General features: G+C 48.7%; 18 protein-coding genes and 1 pseudogene. 5 read left to right on the top strand and 14 right to left on the bottom strand.

Features of this window, described 5'->3' with window-relative positions; translation table 11 throughout:
* Window positions 1-2: 2 nt before the first annotated feature.
* Window positions 3-1,121: an efflux RND transporter periplasmic adaptor subunit gene (locus V5J35_RS06450; RefSeq protein WP_354010461.1), complete on the bottom strand. Its 1,119-nt coding sequence runs from the start codon at window positions 1,119-1,121 to the stop codon at window positions 3-5.
* Window positions 1,122-1,331: 210 nt separating this feature from the next.
* Between V5J35_RS06450 and V5J35_RS06445 the strand changes: the two genes are divergently transcribed.
* Complete coding sequence (locus V5J35_RS06445) at window positions 1,332-1,811, top strand: cupin domain-containing protein (RefSeq protein WP_354010460.1); 480 nt, start codon at window positions 1,332-1,334, stop codon at window positions 1,809-1,811.
* Window positions 1,812-1,861: 50 nt separating this feature from the next.
* A complete protein-coding gene (locus tag V5J35_RS06440) occupies window positions 1,862-2,269 on the top strand; it encodes an alpha/beta fold hydrolase (RefSeq protein WP_354010459.1) in 408 nt (135 codons plus the stop codon).
* A 71-nt stretch (window positions 2,270-2,340) separates the two neighbouring features.
* Here the strand turns inward: V5J35_RS06440 and V5J35_RS06435 are convergent, their stop codons facing one another.
* A complete protein-coding gene (locus V5J35_RS06435; protein WP_354010458.1) occupies window positions 2,341-4,362 on the bottom strand; it encodes a hypothetical protein in 2,022 nt (673 codons plus the stop codon).
* A 225-nt stretch (window positions 4,363-4,587) separates the two neighbouring features.
* Between V5J35_RS06435 and V5J35_RS06430 the strand changes: the two are divergent.
* Window positions 4,588-5,040: pseudogene (locus V5J35_RS06430) on the top strand (glyceraldehyde-3-phosphate dehydrogenase); the annotation flags it as partial.
* 23 nt (window positions 5,041-5,063) lie between these two features.
* On the opposite strand, the gene V5J35_RS06425 reads toward V5J35_RS06430, so the two are convergent.
* The 8 genes from V5J35_RS06425 to V5J35_RS06390 form a co-directional block, all read right to left on the bottom strand.
* On the bottom strand, window positions 5,064-5,429 hold the full coding sequence (locus V5J35_RS06425) for a phage holin family protein (protein WP_354010457.1): 366 nt from the start codon (window positions 5,427-5,429) through the stop codon (window positions 5,064-5,066).
* Between the two features lie 238 nt (window positions 5,430-5,667).
* Window positions 5,668-6,465: a hypothetical protein gene (locus tag V5J35_RS06420; RefSeq protein ID WP_354010456.1), complete on the bottom strand. Its 798-nt coding sequence runs from the start codon at window positions 6,463-6,465 to the stop codon at window positions 5,668-5,670.
* A 354-nt stretch (window positions 6,466-6,819) separates the two neighbouring features.
* Window positions 6,820-7,584, bottom strand: a complete 765-nt coding sequence (locus tag V5J35_RS06415) for an SDR family NAD(P)-dependent oxidoreductase (RefSeq protein WP_354010455.1) — start codon at window positions 7,582-7,584, stop codon at window positions 6,820-6,822.
* A gap of 39 nt (window positions 7,585-7,623) precedes the next feature.
* On the bottom strand, window positions 7,624-8,184 hold the full coding sequence (locus V5J35_RS06410) for a DUF3833 domain-containing protein (protein ID WP_354010454.1): 561 nt from the start codon (window positions 8,182-8,184) through the stop codon (window positions 7,624-7,626).
* Window positions 8,181-9,434, bottom strand: coding sequence for a cyclopropane-fatty-acyl-phospholipid synthase family protein (locus V5J35_RS06405; protein WP_354010453.1), 1,254 nt, complete (start codon window positions 9,432-9,434; stop codon window positions 8,181-8,183). Before V5J35_RS06405 ends, V5J35_RS06410 begins: the two co-directional genes overlap by 4 nt.
* On the bottom strand, window positions 9,434-10,234 hold the full coding sequence (locus V5J35_RS06400; RefSeq protein ID WP_354010452.1) for a DUF1365 domain-containing protein: 801 nt from the start codon (window positions 10,232-10,234) through the stop codon (window positions 9,434-9,436). Before V5J35_RS06400 ends, V5J35_RS06405 begins: the two co-directional genes overlap by 1 nt.
* Window positions 10,231-11,598 (bottom strand): NAD(P)/FAD-dependent oxidoreductase, encoded by a 1,368-nt coding sequence (locus V5J35_RS06395; protein ID WP_354010451.1) that lies wholly within the window; start codon window positions 11,596-11,598, stop codon window positions 10,231-10,233. The genes V5J35_RS06400 and V5J35_RS06395 overlap by 4 nt, the downstream gene beginning before the upstream one ends.
* 68 nt (window positions 11,599-11,666) lie before the next feature.
* Window positions 11,667-11,918 carry a DUF3955 domain-containing protein gene (locus tag V5J35_RS06390; RefSeq protein ID WP_354010450.1) on the bottom strand — a complete coding sequence of 84 codons (252 nt, stop codon included), beginning with the start codon at window positions 11,916-11,918 and terminating at the stop codon, window positions 11,667-11,669.
* A gap of 100 nt (window positions 11,919-12,018) precedes the next feature.
* On the opposite strand from V5J35_RS06390, the gene V5J35_RS06385 reads away from it, so the two are divergent.
* Window positions 12,019-12,633 carry a sigma-70 family RNA polymerase sigma factor gene (locus tag V5J35_RS06385; RefSeq protein WP_354010449.1) on the top strand — a complete coding sequence of 205 codons (615 nt, stop codon included), beginning with the start codon at window positions 12,019-12,021 and terminating at the stop codon, window positions 12,631-12,633.
* The gene (locus V5J35_RS06380) at window positions 12,630-13,274 is read left to right on the top strand and encodes a ChrR family anti-sigma-E factor (RefSeq protein ID WP_354010448.1); all 645 of its coding nucleotides are present in this window, start codon (window positions 12,630-12,632) and stop codon (window positions 13,272-13,274) included. The genes V5J35_RS06385 and V5J35_RS06380 overlap by 4 nt, the downstream gene beginning before the upstream one ends.
* Before the next feature lie 93 nt (window positions 13,275-13,367).
* On the opposite strand, the gene V5J35_RS06375 is transcribed toward V5J35_RS06380, so the two are convergent.
* The 4 genes from V5J35_RS06375 to V5J35_RS06360 all read right to left on the bottom strand — a co-directional run bounded on the left by V5J35_RS06375 (window position 13,368) and on the right by V5J35_RS06360 (window position 18,008).
* Window positions 13,368-14,339, bottom strand: a complete 972-nt coding sequence (locus tag V5J35_RS06375; RefSeq protein ID WP_354010447.1) for a DMT family transporter — start codon at window positions 14,337-14,339, stop codon at window positions 13,368-13,370.
* A gap of 18 nt (window positions 14,340-14,357) precedes the next feature.
* Entirely contained in the window at window positions 14,358-15,536 is a 1,179-nt protein-coding gene (locus V5J35_RS06370) for a D-alanyl-D-alanine carboxypeptidase family protein (protein ID WP_354010446.1), read from the bottom strand.
* 20 nt (window positions 15,537-15,556) lie between these two features.
* A complete protein-coding gene (locus V5J35_RS06365) occupies window positions 15,557-17,011 on the bottom strand; it encodes a Mur ligase family protein (protein ID WP_354010445.1) in 1,455 nt (484 codons plus the stop codon).
* Window positions 17,012-17,240: 229 nt separating this feature from the next.
* Window positions 17,241-18,008 carry an AAA family ATPase gene (locus V5J35_RS06360; protein ID WP_354010444.1) on the bottom strand — a complete coding sequence of 256 codons (768 nt, stop codon included), beginning with the start codon at window positions 18,006-18,008 and terminating at the stop codon, window positions 17,241-17,243.
* Between the last annotated feature and the right edge of the window lie 142 nt (window positions 18,009-18,150).

Raw genomic sequence — 18,150 nt, 5'->3', positions numbered from 1 at the left:
GGTTACAGCCCCCGTTCACGTTCCAGCGGTTTCACCTCCATGCCCGGGTGCAGGCGACTGAGCCCGGCACTGACGATTTCTTCCCCCGCTTCCAGTCCGCTTAAAATGGTAATGCCCTGGTCGGTAACCGGGCCAAGTGTCACTTCGACCGGGTTTACAATCCCGGTTTCAGGGTTGTAAACCCAGGCAGAGTTTTTACCTGTGCTGTCGTCTTTCAATACGGCTGTCAGCGGAATGATATATTCAGCCAGTGCTTTGGATCGGGAAGTGACTTTCGATAAGTCAATGGTGACGGTGCCACCCATGCCCGGGTAAATGGTCAGCTCTTCTGGCGTCTGCATGGTAAAGACAACGGTATAAGACTGGGTTCCCGGTGTAACCCGGGTGTCGTGTTCCTTGTAGGTCAGGGAATATTCTTTATTGGGGTTGCCGGCAAAACGCACGGTTGGGGAGTAATCGCGGTTTACTTCCTCTTCCCGGATTTTAGTGATAATGGTTTCAGGTACCTGAATACTGACATCCAGGGTATTGCTGCTCTGCAAAATCAGTATGGGTTGCTGCGCCTGCACGGACTGGTAGTTCTCAACCATGGTCTGGGCAATGCGTCCGGAAAAGGGTGCATTAAGAACAGTGTCCCTCAGCTGGTCCTTTGCCAGTTGCAGGGATATCTTGCTGGACTTCAGTCTGGCATTGGCCTGATCATAGTCAGCGACAGAGACCACTTTCTTCTCCCGAAGGGAAGCTATGCGACGATAGTCTGCTGCTGCCAGATCGTAATCGGCCTGACGCACTGCAACCGTGTTTTTAAAATCCCGGTCATCCAGCCTGGCTAACAGCTGCCCTTTCCGGACTTCATCAGCCGGGTGTGCAGGGAATTCAACCAGTTCTCCTGCAACCCGAAACGAAACTTCCGCCTCCTCGGTGGCTTCTACTGTGGCAGGGAACTCTCTGATATTTTCTCTGCCACTGTCTTTTACTGTAAACAGTTTCACCGGTCGAACTACATCAACCACCTCTTCTTCACTCTCTGAGCAGGCACTCAGGAAATACAGGAGAAAGACGGTTGTCGCAGTGTGGATCAGTGTTCTGAACCTGAGTTTCATAACACAGGAAGTGTGCATACTGCCTCCGGTATTATTGCTGGCATGTTGGGTTATTGAGAGGTTTGCATGGAGTTCTCTGCAGTCTGCTAATAATAGACGCGGTCAGCCTGATCGTTTGCTCAATTATGGATTTCCGGCATAAATTGAATGTTTCAATAACCCGCCATGACCAGACTGAGAATCTATACTGTTTTACCCAGAAGTCATTGAGCTGGGGCAAACCGATTTATGTCATCTGCTGAACAAGACGATATGCAAAACCTTCCTGCCAGTGAAGGGTACTGGCAACCAATGCCTGCAAATGGTTATGTCGAGATCAGGGTGTCGTCCCGTCAGTATCAGCAGGCCACTGGTGTAGAACAGGGTATTCAGGTGGTGGCTCCCGGCGGACATGTTAGGGAGCATCGGCATAGTGGTCAGCAGGAACTGATCCTTGTGTTTGAAGGTGAAGGCGTGGCTGAAATTGATGGCAGGGAATATCCCATGTTTTCAGGGGCATCTTTCTATCTGGCTCCTCACAAAAATCATCGATTTACCAATACCGGAGAGGGCGAACTGAAGTTTTTCTGGGTATTTCTGCCTGGTGGCCTGGCAGATTTTTTTCGCAGAATTGGTCGTCCCCGACATGCGGGAGAAGAGCCTCCTTCTCCTTTTGCCCGTCCTGACAATATCAACCAGATTGAAGCAGAGACCGTGTTTGCACCGTAGCAGGGTAGTTAGCGTTGTTTTCCCGGTATTTTCAGGCGCGGCAAAGCTTTTTGAAAACATCTGGCGGGCAGGCATTTCTGCGCTATAACCCCATGTACCTTTATCCTTGCTGGTGGATTCAGTCTCATCCGCAGCTACTCAACCGTTCAGAAAGTCCTGACCCTTCCCACGTAAAACTCTATCTGGAACGAATGGACATTATCGTGGAAGCGGACAATCTTGAAAATGTTGCCAGTATACGCTGTCCTGCTCTGGTTCTGTCAGCGCAGGATGATCTGCTGATCCCCACGACTATGGGTGATGAAGTCGCTCACTCCCTGCAACATAGTCACCGTCATGTATTCAGTAAAGGTGAGCATTATTATCCAGTGGTTATGGCGGAAACCTTTAACCAGGTGGTGATGGATTTTCTTAATAACCTCAATAACCTTTGCCCAATGCAGCCGTTGAACCACTGACAGAGTTATCTGGAACATCCGCTGAACTTTGGTTCAAGTGAGTGTCCCGGAAAAACAAAAAAGGAGGTTTTCTAATTTGAAAATAAAGGCTCTTCAGGATTCTGGCATAAAGTTTCACTTGCTTTCCCAACTTCCCCCATTTCCATATTGGATAGAAGATCGGCATACATGATAAACATGTACCGTTGCCACTTTAAACATTCAGGACAATTTGCAAGAAGAATATTCAGCGCTTTACAGGCTTTTTTGTTTTTAAGCTTGAGACATCCTGTAAATGCCAAAGCATAGCCTGCGGGAATGATTAATGAGCTAAGGAAACTCATGTACTTCCATTCAAACTGCGATGTTGAACCACCTGTACCCTTTGTATCCGAATTGGGCGCTTCTGAGTGCGAGCCTTCAGTCACATTTGGTGAGAGAGTCGTCAGGTCTTTGTTGACGTCTGGGCGAGTTGATAGAGAAGGTGTTGATCTGTTTTTAATGACAGGCGATATGGCAGATGATGTACGCTGGTCAGGCGTTAACCGTGATGAAGGAGCCGGTTTTCCGGTTGTCTGATGAGGGGATGAGTGTACGACGGAAGACGGTTTTGTTGTGCCGGGAGTCGGTGCCGATATGGATTCTGTTTTTAGCGTTGAGCTGCCTGGTTTTACTGTTGTTGTCATGGCACCTGGTTGTATAGAAGACGCTGTTGAGTCGATAGCAGTTGTGGTTGCTGGTGTGATTGTTGAACTGATTGCTGAACTGATTGTGGCTACGCTGGAAGTTGTTGACAGATAAGGCGTGGCAGTAACTGGCCATTCGGTTCTGGTACTGCCTGGTGTGCTGTTCCAGTCAGTGCTGGCGGTTGAGTTTTGGTATTCCTGATAGGGAGTACTGGCGCAATCAGGTAAATCTGACCACCAGTACTCAGGAGCGTAGGGAGTGGTGGTAACGGTATTGATTGTGCTGGTGTTGGCTGTTGTGCTTTCTGTACTGACAATCCCTGTTGGTTTTTCCTGAGGCTTAACAGACACAGTCAGCCCTGTTGGATAACGAACCGCAAATTGATCAAATGAATTTTTGCCTGCCAGCGACAGTTGACCACTGATGGTGTCTTTTGCGGCAATAATAACGGGCGACTGGTGTGTTGTAACTTTGTAAGAGAAGCTGACATCTTCAAAGTCAATTTTTACGTCAGAAGAAGGCTGGGTGTAAATCGCTAAAATTCCCGATGAATTGGGTGCCTTCTGGTTATTAATGCGAGACTGTATGGTAGCCATTTTTATTGAATGGGCATTTTCAAATGAAAATAATGCACAGTTCGAAGTGAAATTGTGAGTTTTAACTCTCTCCAGAGTAATTGAGTTAATCCCTGAAGTTTCTAAGGCATAGCTGTGATTTTCTCCATCATCATCCCTGATTTCAACATCAGTAAGAGTCAGTGAAGCAGGACTGTCAGTATCCGACTTGCCTTCAGCCAGAATAATAGATTTGGCAGCGGCTTCGGCACCCTTTATGCTGACGTTACTGATTGAAGCGCTGCCTCCTTTTATATGTATAAAATGATTAAGCACATGGCTCAGATGATGAAGAATAAGACCTCTTGGATCAATTTGTAATCCATCAACGAACAGGTTCTTGCCTGTCGAATAAATAATAGTATGAAGACCTTGCCATATTGTACTGGAAAGTGTGAGTTGCGGATTACCAGAGCCGGCAATGACTACATTGTCGGCAAAAACCAATATGGATCCTGCCAGGGTCAGATCGCCATATATTATATGAATGCTGTTCGCAGTTTTGGCCGAGATAGCTGTGCTGAACCAGCCTTCTGTATAAACCGTTACATTGTTGTATCTTATGGTAGAGGGCGGTAGTTTGTTCACTATGTTCCGGCAGGCGCTTCGGTATTTTGAATTCACTTTCGTATCGCATAAGGCGAGATTGTGCTTAGCAGCCAATACCAGACTGGACAGGGTCGATAACACCGTAACTGTGCTAATGGGTGTCGTCGAGATGTTCTGGGCAAAAGTTCTGTCAACCGCAACCAGAAAGAGTAGAAAGAAAGTAAGCTGGACTGTTATTTGTTTACATCCGATAAGGGACATCACCACAACCTCCTCGTTCTGTAATACCCGTTTTTTTAATAAAGGGGGATACCCATTCTGTTTTACAATCAGTCAATACTAAATTGAATAGTTGCTAACTATTAAATGAATTCATTTTTCTCAGATCATTCTATATCTGAATACGACATTATGACGGTTTGTTTTTAAATAAGAGTTTTTTTCTAATTGCTTTGATTTATCTGGCTCTGACTCTGATCACCCATTATTTATCATAAAGGCGAACGACGCGGGCGCAGTGCCCCGTTAAATAGGGTATTGACCGAAGCCGGCGCTGCTAGTGCCGTTGCCAGGGCGTTGCCGGAGTTGAAAGGCAAGCTGACCGGTAATGCCATCCGGGTACTGACCCCGAATGTTTCAATGGCGATCCTTAATCTGAACCTCAACCGGAATACGTCCCGTGACGAGATCAATGAATACCTGCGTAAATCATCCCTGTATTCCGACCTCCAGAGGCAGATCGATTATGTTTCCTCCCCTGAAGTAGTCTCGAGTGATTTTGTGGGTAACCGCAATACCGGAATAGTGGATGGCAAAGCGACTATCGTAGAGGGTGAGCGTTGTGTCCTGTATGTCTGGTACGACAATGAATTTGGTTACAGTTGCCGGGTGAACCGGATATTGCAATATATGTCCGGGGTTATGTTTACAACAGTGCCCTGAATTTCTGAAGGCTCAGGGCTGTTTCAGTAGAGCATCAGGGCAGGAACAAACAGCAAGGCAATAAACTTGAAAATATTCAGGGTTATGCTGAGAATAATTGCCCAGCCGAAATGCCGGATATAGAAACCATCCATCAACAAGCTGACAATGTAAATAAGCAATGAGTTCAGGATCAGGGCAAAGAGTCCCAGCGTTAACACAGTAATTGGGAAGGTCAGGATAATAAGCACCGGCCGGATCAGCAGGTTAACCAGCGTCAGCACCAGGGCAACCAGAACGGCATAGCCATAGCTTTTAACATCCACGCCTTTCAGCAATTGCCCGGCGAAAAAGATCAGCAGGCCGTAGATGGCAAAGTAAAGGGTCTGAACGGTGAGATAAGAGAGCATTCCAGGCAGCTTCCGGTAATAACAAATGATCCAGGGCAGGTTACGATGTTTTAATGGTTTAAGAAACACTTTTACGCATTCGTTAATACTTTACCGTGAAGATGTCTGTGAATCCTTACGGGCTGAATATTTTCCTGAGCTCTTCCTGTCGCGTTTCAAACAAGGTGTGATAGTCTCTGCAAAACGTTTCTTCGTCGGGCTGAAGCAAAACTTCTACGGAAGGAGCAATTCCCTCTGCCTAGCCCGGCAGTTCAATTTCATTCAATTGACACAGTGTGTTTATCAAGATTTCAGCAGTACCGCCCGGGCCTCGAGTCGTTGGTGCAAGGTGAACATACCACCAGTGAATTTTCGGGATCACTGTCAGATCCCCCTGGACAGCCCTCTCAACAAGGTTCTGTATATGAGGCATAACAATGTCTATTTTTTCCGGATCAGTATGTACCCAGATAGCTGATTCTTCATTTTCTCCAATATAATTTGTCCGAGACCAACCAAATTCGGCGCCTCCTCTGCGATCGGAAGGGTTAGGATATTGCTTCTTAAGGCTAAGTATTATGGTCTGAGTCAGAGGCACTTCTATATCACCTATAAACCCCTTAACTATCCCGAATCGAAAATATGGGCGTTGCTCCTGACAGAATTTAGTTTCAGGTACTATGTAATCTAAATACCGCCGCCCGTGAGCTCCCAAAATATTTTTGTAGCTTTTCTGGCATTGTATAGAAAGCGCTCTACCCAATGCATAAGCATAGGGGTTATTCTCCGAATTACGTAGAGATGTACAAACTGGAGGAGCCTCCAGCAGAGGACGGCGGCGTCCAAAGGCATCATCACGCCTGGTGTCCCTGTTGCGAGCTATTTCACCTCTTTTTTCTTCAAAGTGCATGATTAAATCTTCACTGCCCAACTCACCCTCCCGGAACTTTTTTATAGCCTGAGAGACTGCCTCATTGAACTTCTCATTCCAGACCTCTGAACCACCACCATATTGAGGCCATTTGTCCGGATCCCTTTTTACCGATCGATCAACCACCGGTTTCTTTTTTTCTGCCGGGCTATCCGAAACAGAAGACTACCCCACATAAGCAGACGCCTGTGCTTTCGAGCAGCCTGCTTTGGACTCTTCATTGGGATCAGCTGCCTTTGAAGGGGCTATTGAAGATGGGGAAACGCCTGAAATCATTTCAACAAATTCTTTTTAATGACTTCTGAATAGCCGGGCTCACTTCATCTCATCTGAAATTTGTGAGTGCTCAGGATTAAGACGATTATTTTATGAAAAAGTTCCCCGCAAAACGGTCTCTTCTGGAAAATCTGGTCATGGTACACGTGCATTACCTGCCCCGGCCCGGACCTTGCCGCCGTGATGAAATATACGGTTCAGGTCTCAGATTCTGACTCTTTTCACCAGTGCAAAGTAACACCGGTACGGCAGCCGTCTCAGAAAGCCCATTATTCCTGCAAAGACGGCAGGAAAACGTATTTCAAATTTATTGCTGGCCAGCCCGTTGCTGATGATTCTGGCAGCTTGCTCACTCTCCATCAGGAACGGCATAGTGAAATCATTTTTGTCGGTCAGGGGGGTTTTCACAAAGCCGGGATTAATGACTTTGACATCAATACCATACGGGTCAAGGTCCAGCTTCAGGCATTCGGCCATATTGATCAATGCCGCTTTGGTGGCACCGTAAGCCGCTGATTTTGGCAGCCCACGATAACCAGCCAGTGACGCATTGATGGCAAGGACCCCGTGCTTCTGCTGTTTCATGATGGGGATCAGTGCCTCCAGACAGTAGCTGACTCCAAACACATTCAGGTCAAACTGCTGTTTAATGACATCAGCACGAAACCGGCTACCCGGCATTGGTAAAAATGTGCCAGCGTTTAACACTGCCTGGTCGATGGTCGGGAAATCATTCTGAATGGCAATGACCACATCATTAACTGCCTGCTGGCAGGTCACATCCAGAGGGTAAGCATGAATCGCACCCGACAGGGGGCGGGATTCCTCAACCAGCACCGATAGCTTGTCCCGGCTGCGGGCGCTGGCGATTACCGTGTGTCCCCGGTTTGCCAGCTCAAGGGCAAGGGCTTTGCCAATGCCCATGCTGGCTCCGGTAATCCAGACAACGTTGCTTTTTATTGTTTTCATCTTGTTGCTTTCATCGTTATTGCTGCATGCTTGCGGTGTTCATGGTTTGAACGCCTTTTGCAAGGGCTCTTCTTTGCCAAAGACAAACACCAGCCTGCCAAGGGTTATACCCCATTTGGAAACCGTTGCTACATTGATCAGCACACCATCTTCCTGCAGGTACAGCCAGTCGTCAAACGACACTCGCCACTTTTTGTCACCGATGGGCAAATCTATCTGGTATTTCCAGTTAAAGGCATGTCCCGCTGCTTTGCCCTTAGCTACGCCGATAACATCATCAGCTGTGCCTTCGTATCGCCCGTCGCCAAGAATCCTGATGTTCCAGCGCCGGTTTGACGTTGATCCATTTTCATAGGAAAAACTTTCATCAAGAATCAGTACACCGTCTTTTACATTACCGTTCATATCAACTTTGAAACGGTTGCGGACTTTGCCAAAACGATCCTGGAACATACCCCAGGCCAGCGTATGCCCCTGAAAGTAATCTTCAATCCTGAGCGTGGGGGTTGTGCCTGCGTAATCATCCGGCTTTATGGTGCTGCACCCTGCCAGCCAGGCCATTGAAACCAGTCCCAGCAGCTGACAAACCGATTTCCTCATAGTCTTGCTCCATCACATTGATATTCACTGATCATGGGTTTTCTGATTTTATAAAAGCGGACATTGATGCTTTCGCACTTAAAACCGGTTTCGCAATACGCCAGATAGAAGTTCCAGAGTTTGTGGAAGCGGTGATCAAAACCTTGAAGATTCAACTCTGGCCAGCAGGCATTAAACCGCTTCATCCAGAGATTCAGGGTTCGGGCATAATCCTGACCAAAAGCCATCGAGTCTTCTAACTCAAGCCCGGCTGCTGCTGTCTGGCTTTGCATAATCTGATGGCTGGGCAGCATCCCACCGGGAAAAATATAGCGCTGAATAAAGTCAGCCCCTTTCCGGTAGACTTCAAACCGCTTGTCATCAATAGTAATAACCTGAAGTACGGCAACACCTCCGGACTTGAGACTGTCGTATACTTTCCTGAAATAGGCAGGCCAGTGATTTTCACCCACAGCTTCTATCATTTCGATGGACACCAGACGATCAAACTGTCCAGACAGATCCCGGTAGTCAGTCAGGCTGAACTGGTGACCAGCGTCCTTACACATTGCCCGGGCATAAGCTAACTGTTCTGTAGACAGCGTGATCCCATGATAAGCACTGCCGGTTCGGTCAGCCAGAGCGTTTGAAAAACCGCCCCAGCCACAGCCTATCTCCAGAACTGTCTGTTCAGGTTTTACCTCCAGCCAGTCTAGTATCAGTTGGTATTTATTGCGCTGCCCTTGTTCCAGGGACTCATTCTCATGGTGAAATAAAGCACTGGAATAAGTCATGGTGTTGTCCAGCCATGGCTGGTAGAAATCATTGCCAAGGTCGTAGTGTGCAGCAATATTTTTCCGGCTTCCTTTACGACTGTTGTTGTTTAATAAATGAAGCAGCCTCTGAATTTTCCCGCTTAGCCAGTTTGGCTCAAATAATGAGTCCAGTGCCTTCTCATTGGTCATAGCCCAGTCTGTGACGGCGACAAGGTCCGGCGTACTCCAGCCGCCGGATATATACGATTCAGCAAGACCCGTAATACCTGCCTGCGAAGCCCTCATAACGGCCAGTGGGCGGTGTAGCGTCAGTCTGGCAACCGCAACACCACTCTTTACGGAGCCGATGTGAAGTTCTTTTCCGGAGTTCAGGGTGAGAATGATTTTACTGATATCAGCGCTTTCCAGTTTGCGCTTCAGCCACCAGAGAGGCAGGCTCAATAGCGATGGTGTGGTTCCATTTGTGCCTGAGGGCATTTTTTCCGCTGTATTCATCACCGGCCTCCTTTCCTTGTCATGGATTCACCAGCACTCCAGCTATAAGGTCGTTCTGCGGGCTGATGTTTGACGATGCTGATCCCTTTGGCCCACAGCTTCAGGGCTTCCCAGTGAATAGCGGCTGTTACTTTCAGGGTTTGCCAGGGCAGCAGACAGAGTTGCAGAAGAATCCGTTGATTCGTCAGGGCTTTTTTCTTTCCCTGAAAGACAGCAGCAAAGAGTTTGCCCTGGCTGTCCAGCAGCTCAATCGTCAGTGAAAGCGTCTGGTCTGGTCGCCGGACACGAAAGCGGTAGTGGCAGTCCATTGGGAAGAAAGGCGAAACATGCAATCGTTTGCGGGCGGTCTGGTAGATAACCTCCTGACCACCGTCTGCTAAAGGGGTCACAGAGACAGGAATAACATAAGAGTGTCGTTCACCAAAGGTATTCGACACTTCGTAGACCAGCGCAACCGGCTGCCCGCTGCGATAACAGAAATAAACCGACAGGGGATTGAACACATAACCCAGTATTCTGGGAGAACACATCAGCTCGACCTGGTCCGCGGCCGCTATGTTGTTTTCAGAGAGCAGTTCGTTGACCTGCTGTTTCAGGCACCGGCCGGAGCCATCGCCATAATCTCTGGAATAAAAGGCGATGAGATTGAAGGCATTAAAGGAAAACAACCATAAACATCGATCCAGCTGTGGCAACTCATCCAGGTTGACCAGCCAGGACGCCATGCGATAGCGAAAACGGTGTTTTTTGGGGCGAATCCGGTTGTGCATCAGGCTTCCCCAGTAAACGGCTGATTTCATACAACACTCTCTGTTTTGTGGACAGTTAAGCCATCGGTTCCGAAAGATTCCGGCAATACCAGACGATGGTTTTCCCCGGCCACCGACCACGGGCGCTTCAGACCGCCCAGGGCTTCTGCAACCGCAAGGCCAGACTGTAACCCGTCTTCGTGGAAGCCATAGCCAAACCATGCGCCACAGAACCATGTGCGCTGACGCCCTTGCAGTTCCCAGAGGCGCTGCTGGGCTTCGATGGCGGCTCTGGTAAAAACCGGATGGTCGTAAAGATAGCTGCCGTGAATCAATGAGCGGTCAATATCAAACCCCGGATTAAGGGTGACAAACAGGTCTTTGCCATCAAGGTGTTGCAGCCGGTTCATCCAGTAAGTCACAGACGGCCCCTGGTGACAGCCGGTTTCTGTTCCCAGGTAGTTCCAGCAGGCCCAGGCCCTTTTATTTTGCGGCATAAAGCGCGCATCGCTGTGCAATACGGCGGTATTGCGCTGAAAGGTAAAGGCACCCAGTAACAGTTGTTCCAGCTCATCAGGTTCGCTGAGCAGCTGAAGGTTTGTGTCTGCATGGCATGCCATCACCACATGGTCAAACTGCCACTCTGTTCCCTGACGGTTGCTGATAATCACTTTGTCCGGATAGCGTTTTACTTTGGAAATACAGCAGTTCTGAAGAGTGTTTCTGCCAAGCTGGCTGATGACTTTTCTGACATACTCACGACTGCCGCCCTTTACGGTTTTCCACTGGGGGCGATTGGTGACTTGTAGCAGACCGTGATTTTCGCAAAAGCGTAGAAATGCCAAGGCAGGGTAGTCCAGTATCTTGTCGGCAGGGGTAGACCAGATTGCTGCTCCCATAGGAATCAGGTGCTCTTTAACGAACTTCTTACCGTAGGTATGCCGTGACAGCAGTTCACGCAGGGTGGTTGAAGCCGGCAGTGTTGCCCGCCATTCTCTGCTTGCCCGGTAAAACCTCAGGATATCGACCAGCATACGCCAGAAACCGGGATTTAAGGCATTGATTCTCCGGGCAAACAACCCATTAAGATCAGAGCCGGAGTATTCGATGTTGTTTTTGTTTCCCGGGCGGGTCATGGACACAGCAAAGGACATGTCGGTGTTGATGACATCGACGTCCAGATGTTCAAAAAAGGCGGTCAGGTTAGGGTAGGTGGCTTCGTTAAAAACAATAAAGCCAGTATCTACCGGTACACTCTGTTGATCGTCGTCGACGGCAACAGTGTGGCTGTGACCACCAAAGCGATCGTCTTTCTCAAATAAAGTAACATTGTGTTGTTTGCTCAGCAGCCAGGCAGCAGATAAACCACTGATGCCTGAGCCGATAACAGCGATATTCAGTCCATGACCTTTCATTGGGTTCCATCCAGAAGTAAGTGATGTGCAGTTTGTTAGCGTTTCTACGAGCCTCTTGCATAACTGGATCAACGACGGACTTTAATCATTGCCATTATTTTAAGCGTTGTAAATAAGAAGAGGGCAGCAAAGCCCAGCAGAAGACTGAATACGCCCAGTGGCAGAAACAGACTTTCATGTAGCCAGCCATCATGATCAACATACTGATAAAACCTTTTCTCTATCCACAGACTGCAGGCACCTGCAGCAATCAACAGCAGGCCAGTATAATACAGGCGCGTAGAAACTTTTTTGTTCATATTCAGGATGGTTTTGAACATGGGAATCCAACAATACATCAACTTGCCCACATTCAATTTATAGTACAGATTTAATAATCCGAAAGTTGCTTGGCCTCGTACAATAAGAGATTACAATAGTGTGGCTGACAGCACGATGTTCACTGCTATTGCGTACAAAAACAATATGGAATCAGACAGCACAACTCCGGAAGCACTGAGACAGAACCTGGTCGACCTGGCTAAATACCGGGACAGGCAGCTGTTTGTGCATCTCTATGACTACTTTGCTCCCCGTTTGAAAAACCACCTGATCCGCAAAGGGGCTCATGGGGAGATAGCGGAAGAGTTGGTTCAGGAAACCATGCTGTCGGTTTGGCGACACTGTGCCAGCTACAACCCGGATAAAGCCACGGCATCCACCTGGATTTTCAGGATCGCACGCAACTTGTGGATAGACCGGATGCGTAAAGAGAAGCCGGGCTTTACGGTTCAGATGGATGTTTATCCGGAAATGGGGTTTGAGCCCAGTCATGCCTCTGCAGATTCCGAGAAGCTTATTCAGGCGATCAACAGTCTGTCTCACCAGCAGTCACAATTGGTTTACAAAGTGTACTTTGAAGGAAAATCGCATCGGGAAATTGCAGACGATATGGATATTCCATTAGGTAGTGTGAAATCAGGCCTGCGCCTGGCCTTCGTCAAATTGCGTAAACAGATTGGCCAGGCAGACCAGCCAACTGGAGGGGAATCATGACCTCAGCACATCATCCTGATCCCAGCTCCCTGATGAGTTATGCGGCGGGCAGTTTGCCGGAACCCAGCGCGATGGTCATTGCCTGCCACCTGCCCAGTTGCGAACACTGTCGTAAACTGGTTTCTGAGGCTGAGGACGTTGGACGTTCTCTGCTGGAGCAGTTGGAGCCTGTTCCTATGTCGGAAGGTAGCCGGAGTCAGATATTGGCCATGCTTGACGGTATTGATCCTGAACCTTCCCAGCCTGTTTTCAGAACCGATACGGGTAGCATTCCGGCACCGTTGCAACCCATGTTGGGGGAAGATCTTCACAGACTGCACTGGCGAACGCTGGCACCGGGTATGAAACAGTTCGTTATTCCTGCCTATGCAGGTAAGTTACGGCTGCTGAAAATATCCCCCGGCACCTGCATGCCCAAACACAGTCATAGCGGTTCAGAACTGACTCTGGTGTTACAGGGTTCATACAGCGATGAATTTGGGCGATTTTGTGCCGGTGATGTGGCTGACCTTGACGGTGACGTCAGTCATCAGCCAATAGTGGACACTCACGAAGACTGCATCTGTCTGATAGCAACGGATGCTCCGCTGAGATTCACCGGATTGATTCCACGACTGTTGCAGCCTTTCTTTGATCTTTGAAGCTGTGAATGGATGCACAATCCCCTCCGGCACAGTGGCCTGTAAGAATCTTAATCACTGTGTCCGGAGTTTTTTTTGTGGCTTACTTAAGAGTCAGGCAGAACGAGACTCAAGAGAAACAGTATTACCTGGCTTCTGAGAGTTTCCGGAATTTTTTTCTGGCTCTTTTACAGGTCGCTCTTTTACAGGTCGAGAGTGACCAATCACGTTAATCAGGGCGCCTGCAACAATCAGGCTTCCGCCCAGCCATGTCCATACGGATGGTATTTCATTAAAAAATAATCCGCCCAGCAACATTGAAAAAATAATCTGAATATAAGAGTAGGCAGTCACTTTGTTGGCAGCTTCTACCTGCATGGCCCGGGTCAGGCAAATCTGCAACACCTGGGTCAGCAACCCGATCATAATCAGGAGTATCAGGGCTTCCATGCCTGGCAGTACAATATCTTTCCCAAGCAGCGCCAGGGAGACCGGTAAAGCGACCATGGGAAAATAAAAGATAATGACAGAACTGTCTTCGCTGACACTCAGCTTTTTCACAACAACATAGGCAATGGCACTGCCTGCTGCCCCTGCCAGTGCAGCAATGACGCCAATCGCTGGCAGGTCATTGGCGCTGCTCACCAGAAGCCCCGGTTTTACCGTGATGATCAGCCCCAGGAACGACAGGACAATACAGATAACCGTTGAGCGATGAATCTTCTCTCCAAGCACTGCAATCGCTAACACTGCGGTGAAAATAGGCGTCAGGTTCTGAAGAATGTTAGCTTCAGCCAGCGGCAGTATGGTCAGTGCGTAGAAAATACACATCAGGGCAAAAACACCTGCAACTCCCCTCAGGGTGAGAAGCAGTTTGTTATTGCCCCATGGTGAAATGCCCTTTCTTTTTATATCCGCATAGCTCAGCAACAGCGAAATAAAAGCCCGCGCGGCAACAATCTGGAGAACCGGAATATTGTAGGTGTTGACCAGTTTTACACTGCTCGACATCAGGGCAAATGCCAGTGATGACACCAGCATGTACCTCAGACCTTCAGGCATCCAGCGCCTTATAGTTTTTCCCATTTAAAACTCAGTCAGTGTTTATCCAAGAATTCGGGCTTTCAATGAATCAAAAAACTGACGAACGGAGTCCATCAGTCTTTTCACCAGCCCACCCCGTTCAACGGCTTCCAGGGCAATTAACGGACGCTGTTCAACGATCTCATCACCTGCCTGCCAGGTCACAGTACCAATCTGTTCTCCTTTGGCAATGGGTGCTGTGAGGGGGCTGTCAATGTCGTAAGACATGGTCATACGATTCATCTGTACGGCCGGGAGTGTGATATACACATCCTTATCGACTCCGGCTGATACATAATCCAGCTCGCCCTGCCAGACTCTGGCACTTTGCAGTGTTTCCCCTTCAGTCAGCTGTTTACTGGTGTCAAAGAACCGGAAGCCATACTGCAGCAGTCTGCGGCTCTCATCCATACGGGCCTGTTCGCTGGGTGTACCCATCACGACAGTAATAAGGCGCATGTCGTCTTCAGTAGCGGACGTCACAAGGCTGAAACCAGCCTCTCCGGTATACCCGGTTTTAATGCCATCGACGTTCAGGCTGTTATCCCACAACAGTTTGTTGCGGTTGTACTGGGTAATGCCAGCCCACTCAAAAGATCGTTCGCTGTAGAGTGCGTATTGATCTGGAACATCCCGGATCAAAGCCTGTGACAGTTTGGCCATATCCAGAGGTGTGGTGTGTTTGCCGTCACTGTCCAGACCATGAGGGTTGGTGAACAGGGTGTTGGTCATGCCCAGCTGTTGCGCCCAGTTGTTCATCAGCTGAACAAAGGCGGATTCACTGCCCGCAACATGTTCCGCCAGCGCTACCGATGCATCATTACCGGACTGGATGACCAGACCACGATACAGGTCAGAGATGGCAATTTTCTCTCCAACTTCTATAAACATCAGTGACGAGCCGGGGAAGTTTCTTGCCCAGGCGTTACGGCTGACCGTCACTTTGTCATCCAGGGCCAGACGACCATTGTTCAGCTCCTGCCCGATCACATAGCTGGTCATGATTTTGGTCAGGCTGGCGGGTGCCAGATGCTCATTTTCATTGGAGGACGCGATCACTTTGCCGGAATGGTAATCCATCAGCACATAGCCTTTGGCATTCACCTGTGGCGCATCCGGTACAATGACCGTCTGGGCGGTGGCCGCTGTGGCGGTGAGTAAAAATCCAGAGAGTAAAGTCAGTACGTTTTTTTTCATCATATCGTTATATCAGGCCGCTGTTATAGCAGCAGCCCTCCAGCACGGGCATAGGTTTCAATAACCGCTTTGTCGCCCGCATAAGGTTCAGATTGCAGCTTGTCGATGCTGGTGTACTGCCAGGTTTCAGGTCCCTTTCCACACACCAGCAGAACATCGTTACTGTGTTTTTGTTGGGAAAACCGACTCAGGGCAAGGGCAATAGCTCTTTCCCGGTTGGCTTCAATGGTGATTTTGTTGGAGATGGCCTGCCTGCACATACTGGCAAGAATCGTGTCAGGCTCAAGTCCCATGGGGTTGTCAGTGGTAAAAAAACTGTGATCAGACAGCTGGCTGCAGCATCGGCCTATCACTTCTGCATCCATCAGTCGATCACCGGTCACGCCAATGACGGTCAGGACATGACCATTGGTATGTTGTCGTACATGGCGAATCAGACCGCTCAGGGCATCATGGTTGTGGGCGTAGTCAACAATGGCTGTTGCGCCATTGCCCAGTGAAATTACTTCACAGCGACCCGGAACCGGTGACAGGTATTTCAAATAATTGATGGCCTGTTCCGGTTCCTGCCCGGTCGCCAGCAGGGGGGCAAGAATGGCCAGGCTGTTTTCTACATTGAACTGGAAAGGCAGAGGAGTGCTGACTTTGTAAGCACTTCCCTGATAATGAAGCTGAAACTCTGCTCCCTGACAGGAGGCACTGACAGGGTCCGCGTACAGGCTGGCTTCAGGGTTCTGTGTGGAATAGGTCAGAATGCGTGACTTCTGCTGGCAGCGATCCATGATTGCCATTGCCATGGGGTCATCCAGGTTGATAATGGCAAAACCGTCCGGTTTCAGCCGGTCAGCAAGGCGAAGTTTGGCTTGCAGGTAGTCGTCTCGACTGCCGTGATAGTCAATATGGTCTTCACCCAGATTGGTAAAGATAGTGATGTCGTAATCCATGCAGCTGACCCGATCCTGATCCAGTGCGTGGCTGCTGACTTCCATCACATGATGGGTAACACCCTTGTCGACCATGCGTTTCATCAGGTTCAGCAGGGTGATGGCATCGGGCGTTGTGTTAATCAGTTCACCCTGGTGGCCATCGAACTCACAACCCAGCGTACCGGTATAGGCTGAAGGGCTGGTCTGGTTCAGAATCTTGTGCAAACTGTAGGCGACTGTCGTTTTTCCGTTCGTGCCGGTGACACCAATATTGAACAACTGTCGTTGAGGGTTCTGATAATAATGGCTGATCAGGCTAATGCTCATGGCGTGACCGGGCATGACAAAACAGGGCAAACGGGTATCCACCGGACGGGTTGCAATCAGACCGATGGCCCCACGGGCAACGGCTTCATCAACAAAATGATGGCTATCGTGGTTCAAGCCCTGGCTGCAGACAAAAATGCTGCCGGGCAGAACTTTGCGACTGTCAGCCTCAAAACAGGTCAGCGGCAGTTTCCGTAGGGAAGTCAAAGTTGATTGTAAGAGCATGGAAACCTTAGCTGGCGGAGCATTAGCAAATCATAAACAGCATTGTATGGTGAGTGACCTTATCAGTTAAATTGAATGTTTTACTGATATTGATCAGTGGATTCGATGATTAACTATAGATTTGTGGGTATCTGGCACAATAGTTGATGAAACAGTGGGTGATGACATTAACTGGCAGGCGTAAACCTGAACAGGTTCGTGATTTGTTTCGGGATTGTTATATGTACGACTACGGTATTGTATTGTACTGGTTGTCTTCAAACAGTTCCCGCAACATCCTGTCAGGATTGGCAAGAAACGACCGGGTTATCTGGTAATGCTCGGTTTCCTCATAGTTAACCGACTCAATGCCTGAGTCAGTAAAATGATAAATCAATGCCCCGGGGTAAGCCATTAACAGGGGAGAGTGGGTAGCAATAATAAACTGTGACTCTTTCTGTATCAGTTGATTCATCCGGGACAGAACCGTTAGCTGTCTGGCTGGTGAAAGAGCCGCCTCCGGTTCATCAAGAATATACAGACCCTTACCCCAGAACCGGTTGAGTATCAGCGATAGAAATGACTCTCCATGAGATTGCTCGTGGAGCGAGGTACCGCCATAGGCATCTATAATCGGCGGACCTCCGCCTTCATTGTCTAACTGTTCAATGTTTGTTGCGACATTAAAAAAGCTTTCTGCTCTGAGAAAAAAACCGTCTGCTGGTTTCCTGATCGATTTAACAAGCCTTAAAAACTGGTGCAGGGCTGAGTGAGACTCACGGGTGCCAAAGTTGAAGTTTTTTGTGCCACCCTCAGGGTTGAAACCCATGGCGACGGCAATAGCTTCCAGCAGAGTAGACTTTCCGCTGCCGTTTTCACCAATAAAGAAAGTCACTTCCGGTGAAAACGGCAGGTGATCAATACTCCGGATTGCGGGAATGGTGAAAGGGTAATTGTTCCAATGCTCAATTTTCTCGTTCTTCAGTGAAATCTCTCTCAGGTAGGGTAGTGTTTTCATTATTTGTTCTCCTGGCTCAAATAGCTGATGACCAACATGACCAACATGACCAACATGACCAGCAGTTATAGCCGAAAGAACAAATACCCAGTATGGTTAAATAATAACAATAACGTCCCGCTTGACAGAGGAGGTACATCGG

The organism is Endozoicomonas sp. NE40 (assembly GCF_040549045.1).
Taxonomy (GTDB): domain Bacteria; phylum Pseudomonadota; class Gammaproteobacteria; order Pseudomonadales; family Endozoicomonadaceae; genus Endozoicomonas_A; species Endozoicomonas_A lisbonensis.
The sequence above is the reverse complement of the archived record's forward strand: the minus strand, read 5'-3'. Positions and strand labels throughout refer to the sequence as shown.

Coding starts and splice junctions, on each gene's coding strand:
- V5J35_RS06450 (WP_354010461.1), bottom strand. CDS start 1,121: ATGCACACTTCCTGTGTTATGAAACTCAGGTTCAGAACACTGATCCAC.
- V5J35_RS06445 (WP_354010460.1), top strand. CDS start 1,332: ATGTCATCTGCTGAACAAGACGATATGCAAAACCTTCCTGCCAGTGAA.
- V5J35_RS06425 (WP_354010457.1), bottom strand. CDS start 5,429: ATGCTCTCTTATCTCACCGTTCAGACCCTTTACTTTGCCATCTACGGC.
- V5J35_RS06415 (WP_354010455.1), bottom strand. CDS start 7,584: ATGAAAACAATAAAAAGCAACGTTGTCTGGATTACCGGAGCCAGCATG.
- V5J35_RS06410 (WP_354010454.1), bottom strand. CDS start 8,184: ATGAGGAAATCGGTTTGTCAGCTGCTGGGACTGGTTTCAATGGCCTGG.
- V5J35_RS06405 (WP_354010453.1), bottom strand. CDS start 9,434: ATGAATACAGCGGAAAAAATGCCCTCAGGCACAAATGGAACCACACCA.
- V5J35_RS06400 (WP_354010452.1), bottom strand. CDS start 10,234: ATGAAATCAGCCGTTTACTGGGGAAGCCTGATGCACAACCGGATTCGC.
- V5J35_RS06395 (WP_354010451.1), bottom strand. CDS start 11,598: ATGAAAGGTCATGGACTGAATATCGCTGTTATCGGCTCAGGCATCAGT.
- V5J35_RS06390 (WP_354010450.1), bottom strand. CDS start 11,918: ATGTTCAAAACCATCCTGAATATGAACAAAAAAGTTTCTACGCGCCTG.
- V5J35_RS06380 (WP_354010448.1), top strand. CDS start 12,630: ATGACCTCAGCACATCATCCTGATCCCAGCTCCCTGATGAGTTATGCG.
- V5J35_RS06375 (WP_354010447.1), bottom strand. CDS start 14,339: ATGGGAAAAACTATAAGGCGCTGGATGCCTGAAGGTCTGAGGTACATG.
- V5J35_RS06370 (WP_354010446.1), bottom strand. CDS start 15,536: ATGATGAAAAAAAACGTACTGACTTTACTCTCTGGATTTTTACTCACC.
- V5J35_RS06365 (WP_354010445.1), bottom strand. CDS start 17,011: ATGCTCTTACAATCAACTTTGACTTCCCTACGGAAACTGCCGCTGACC.
- V5J35_RS06360 (WP_354010444.1), bottom strand. CDS start 18,008: ATGAAAACACTACCCTACCTGAGAGAGATTTCACTGAAGAACGAGAAA.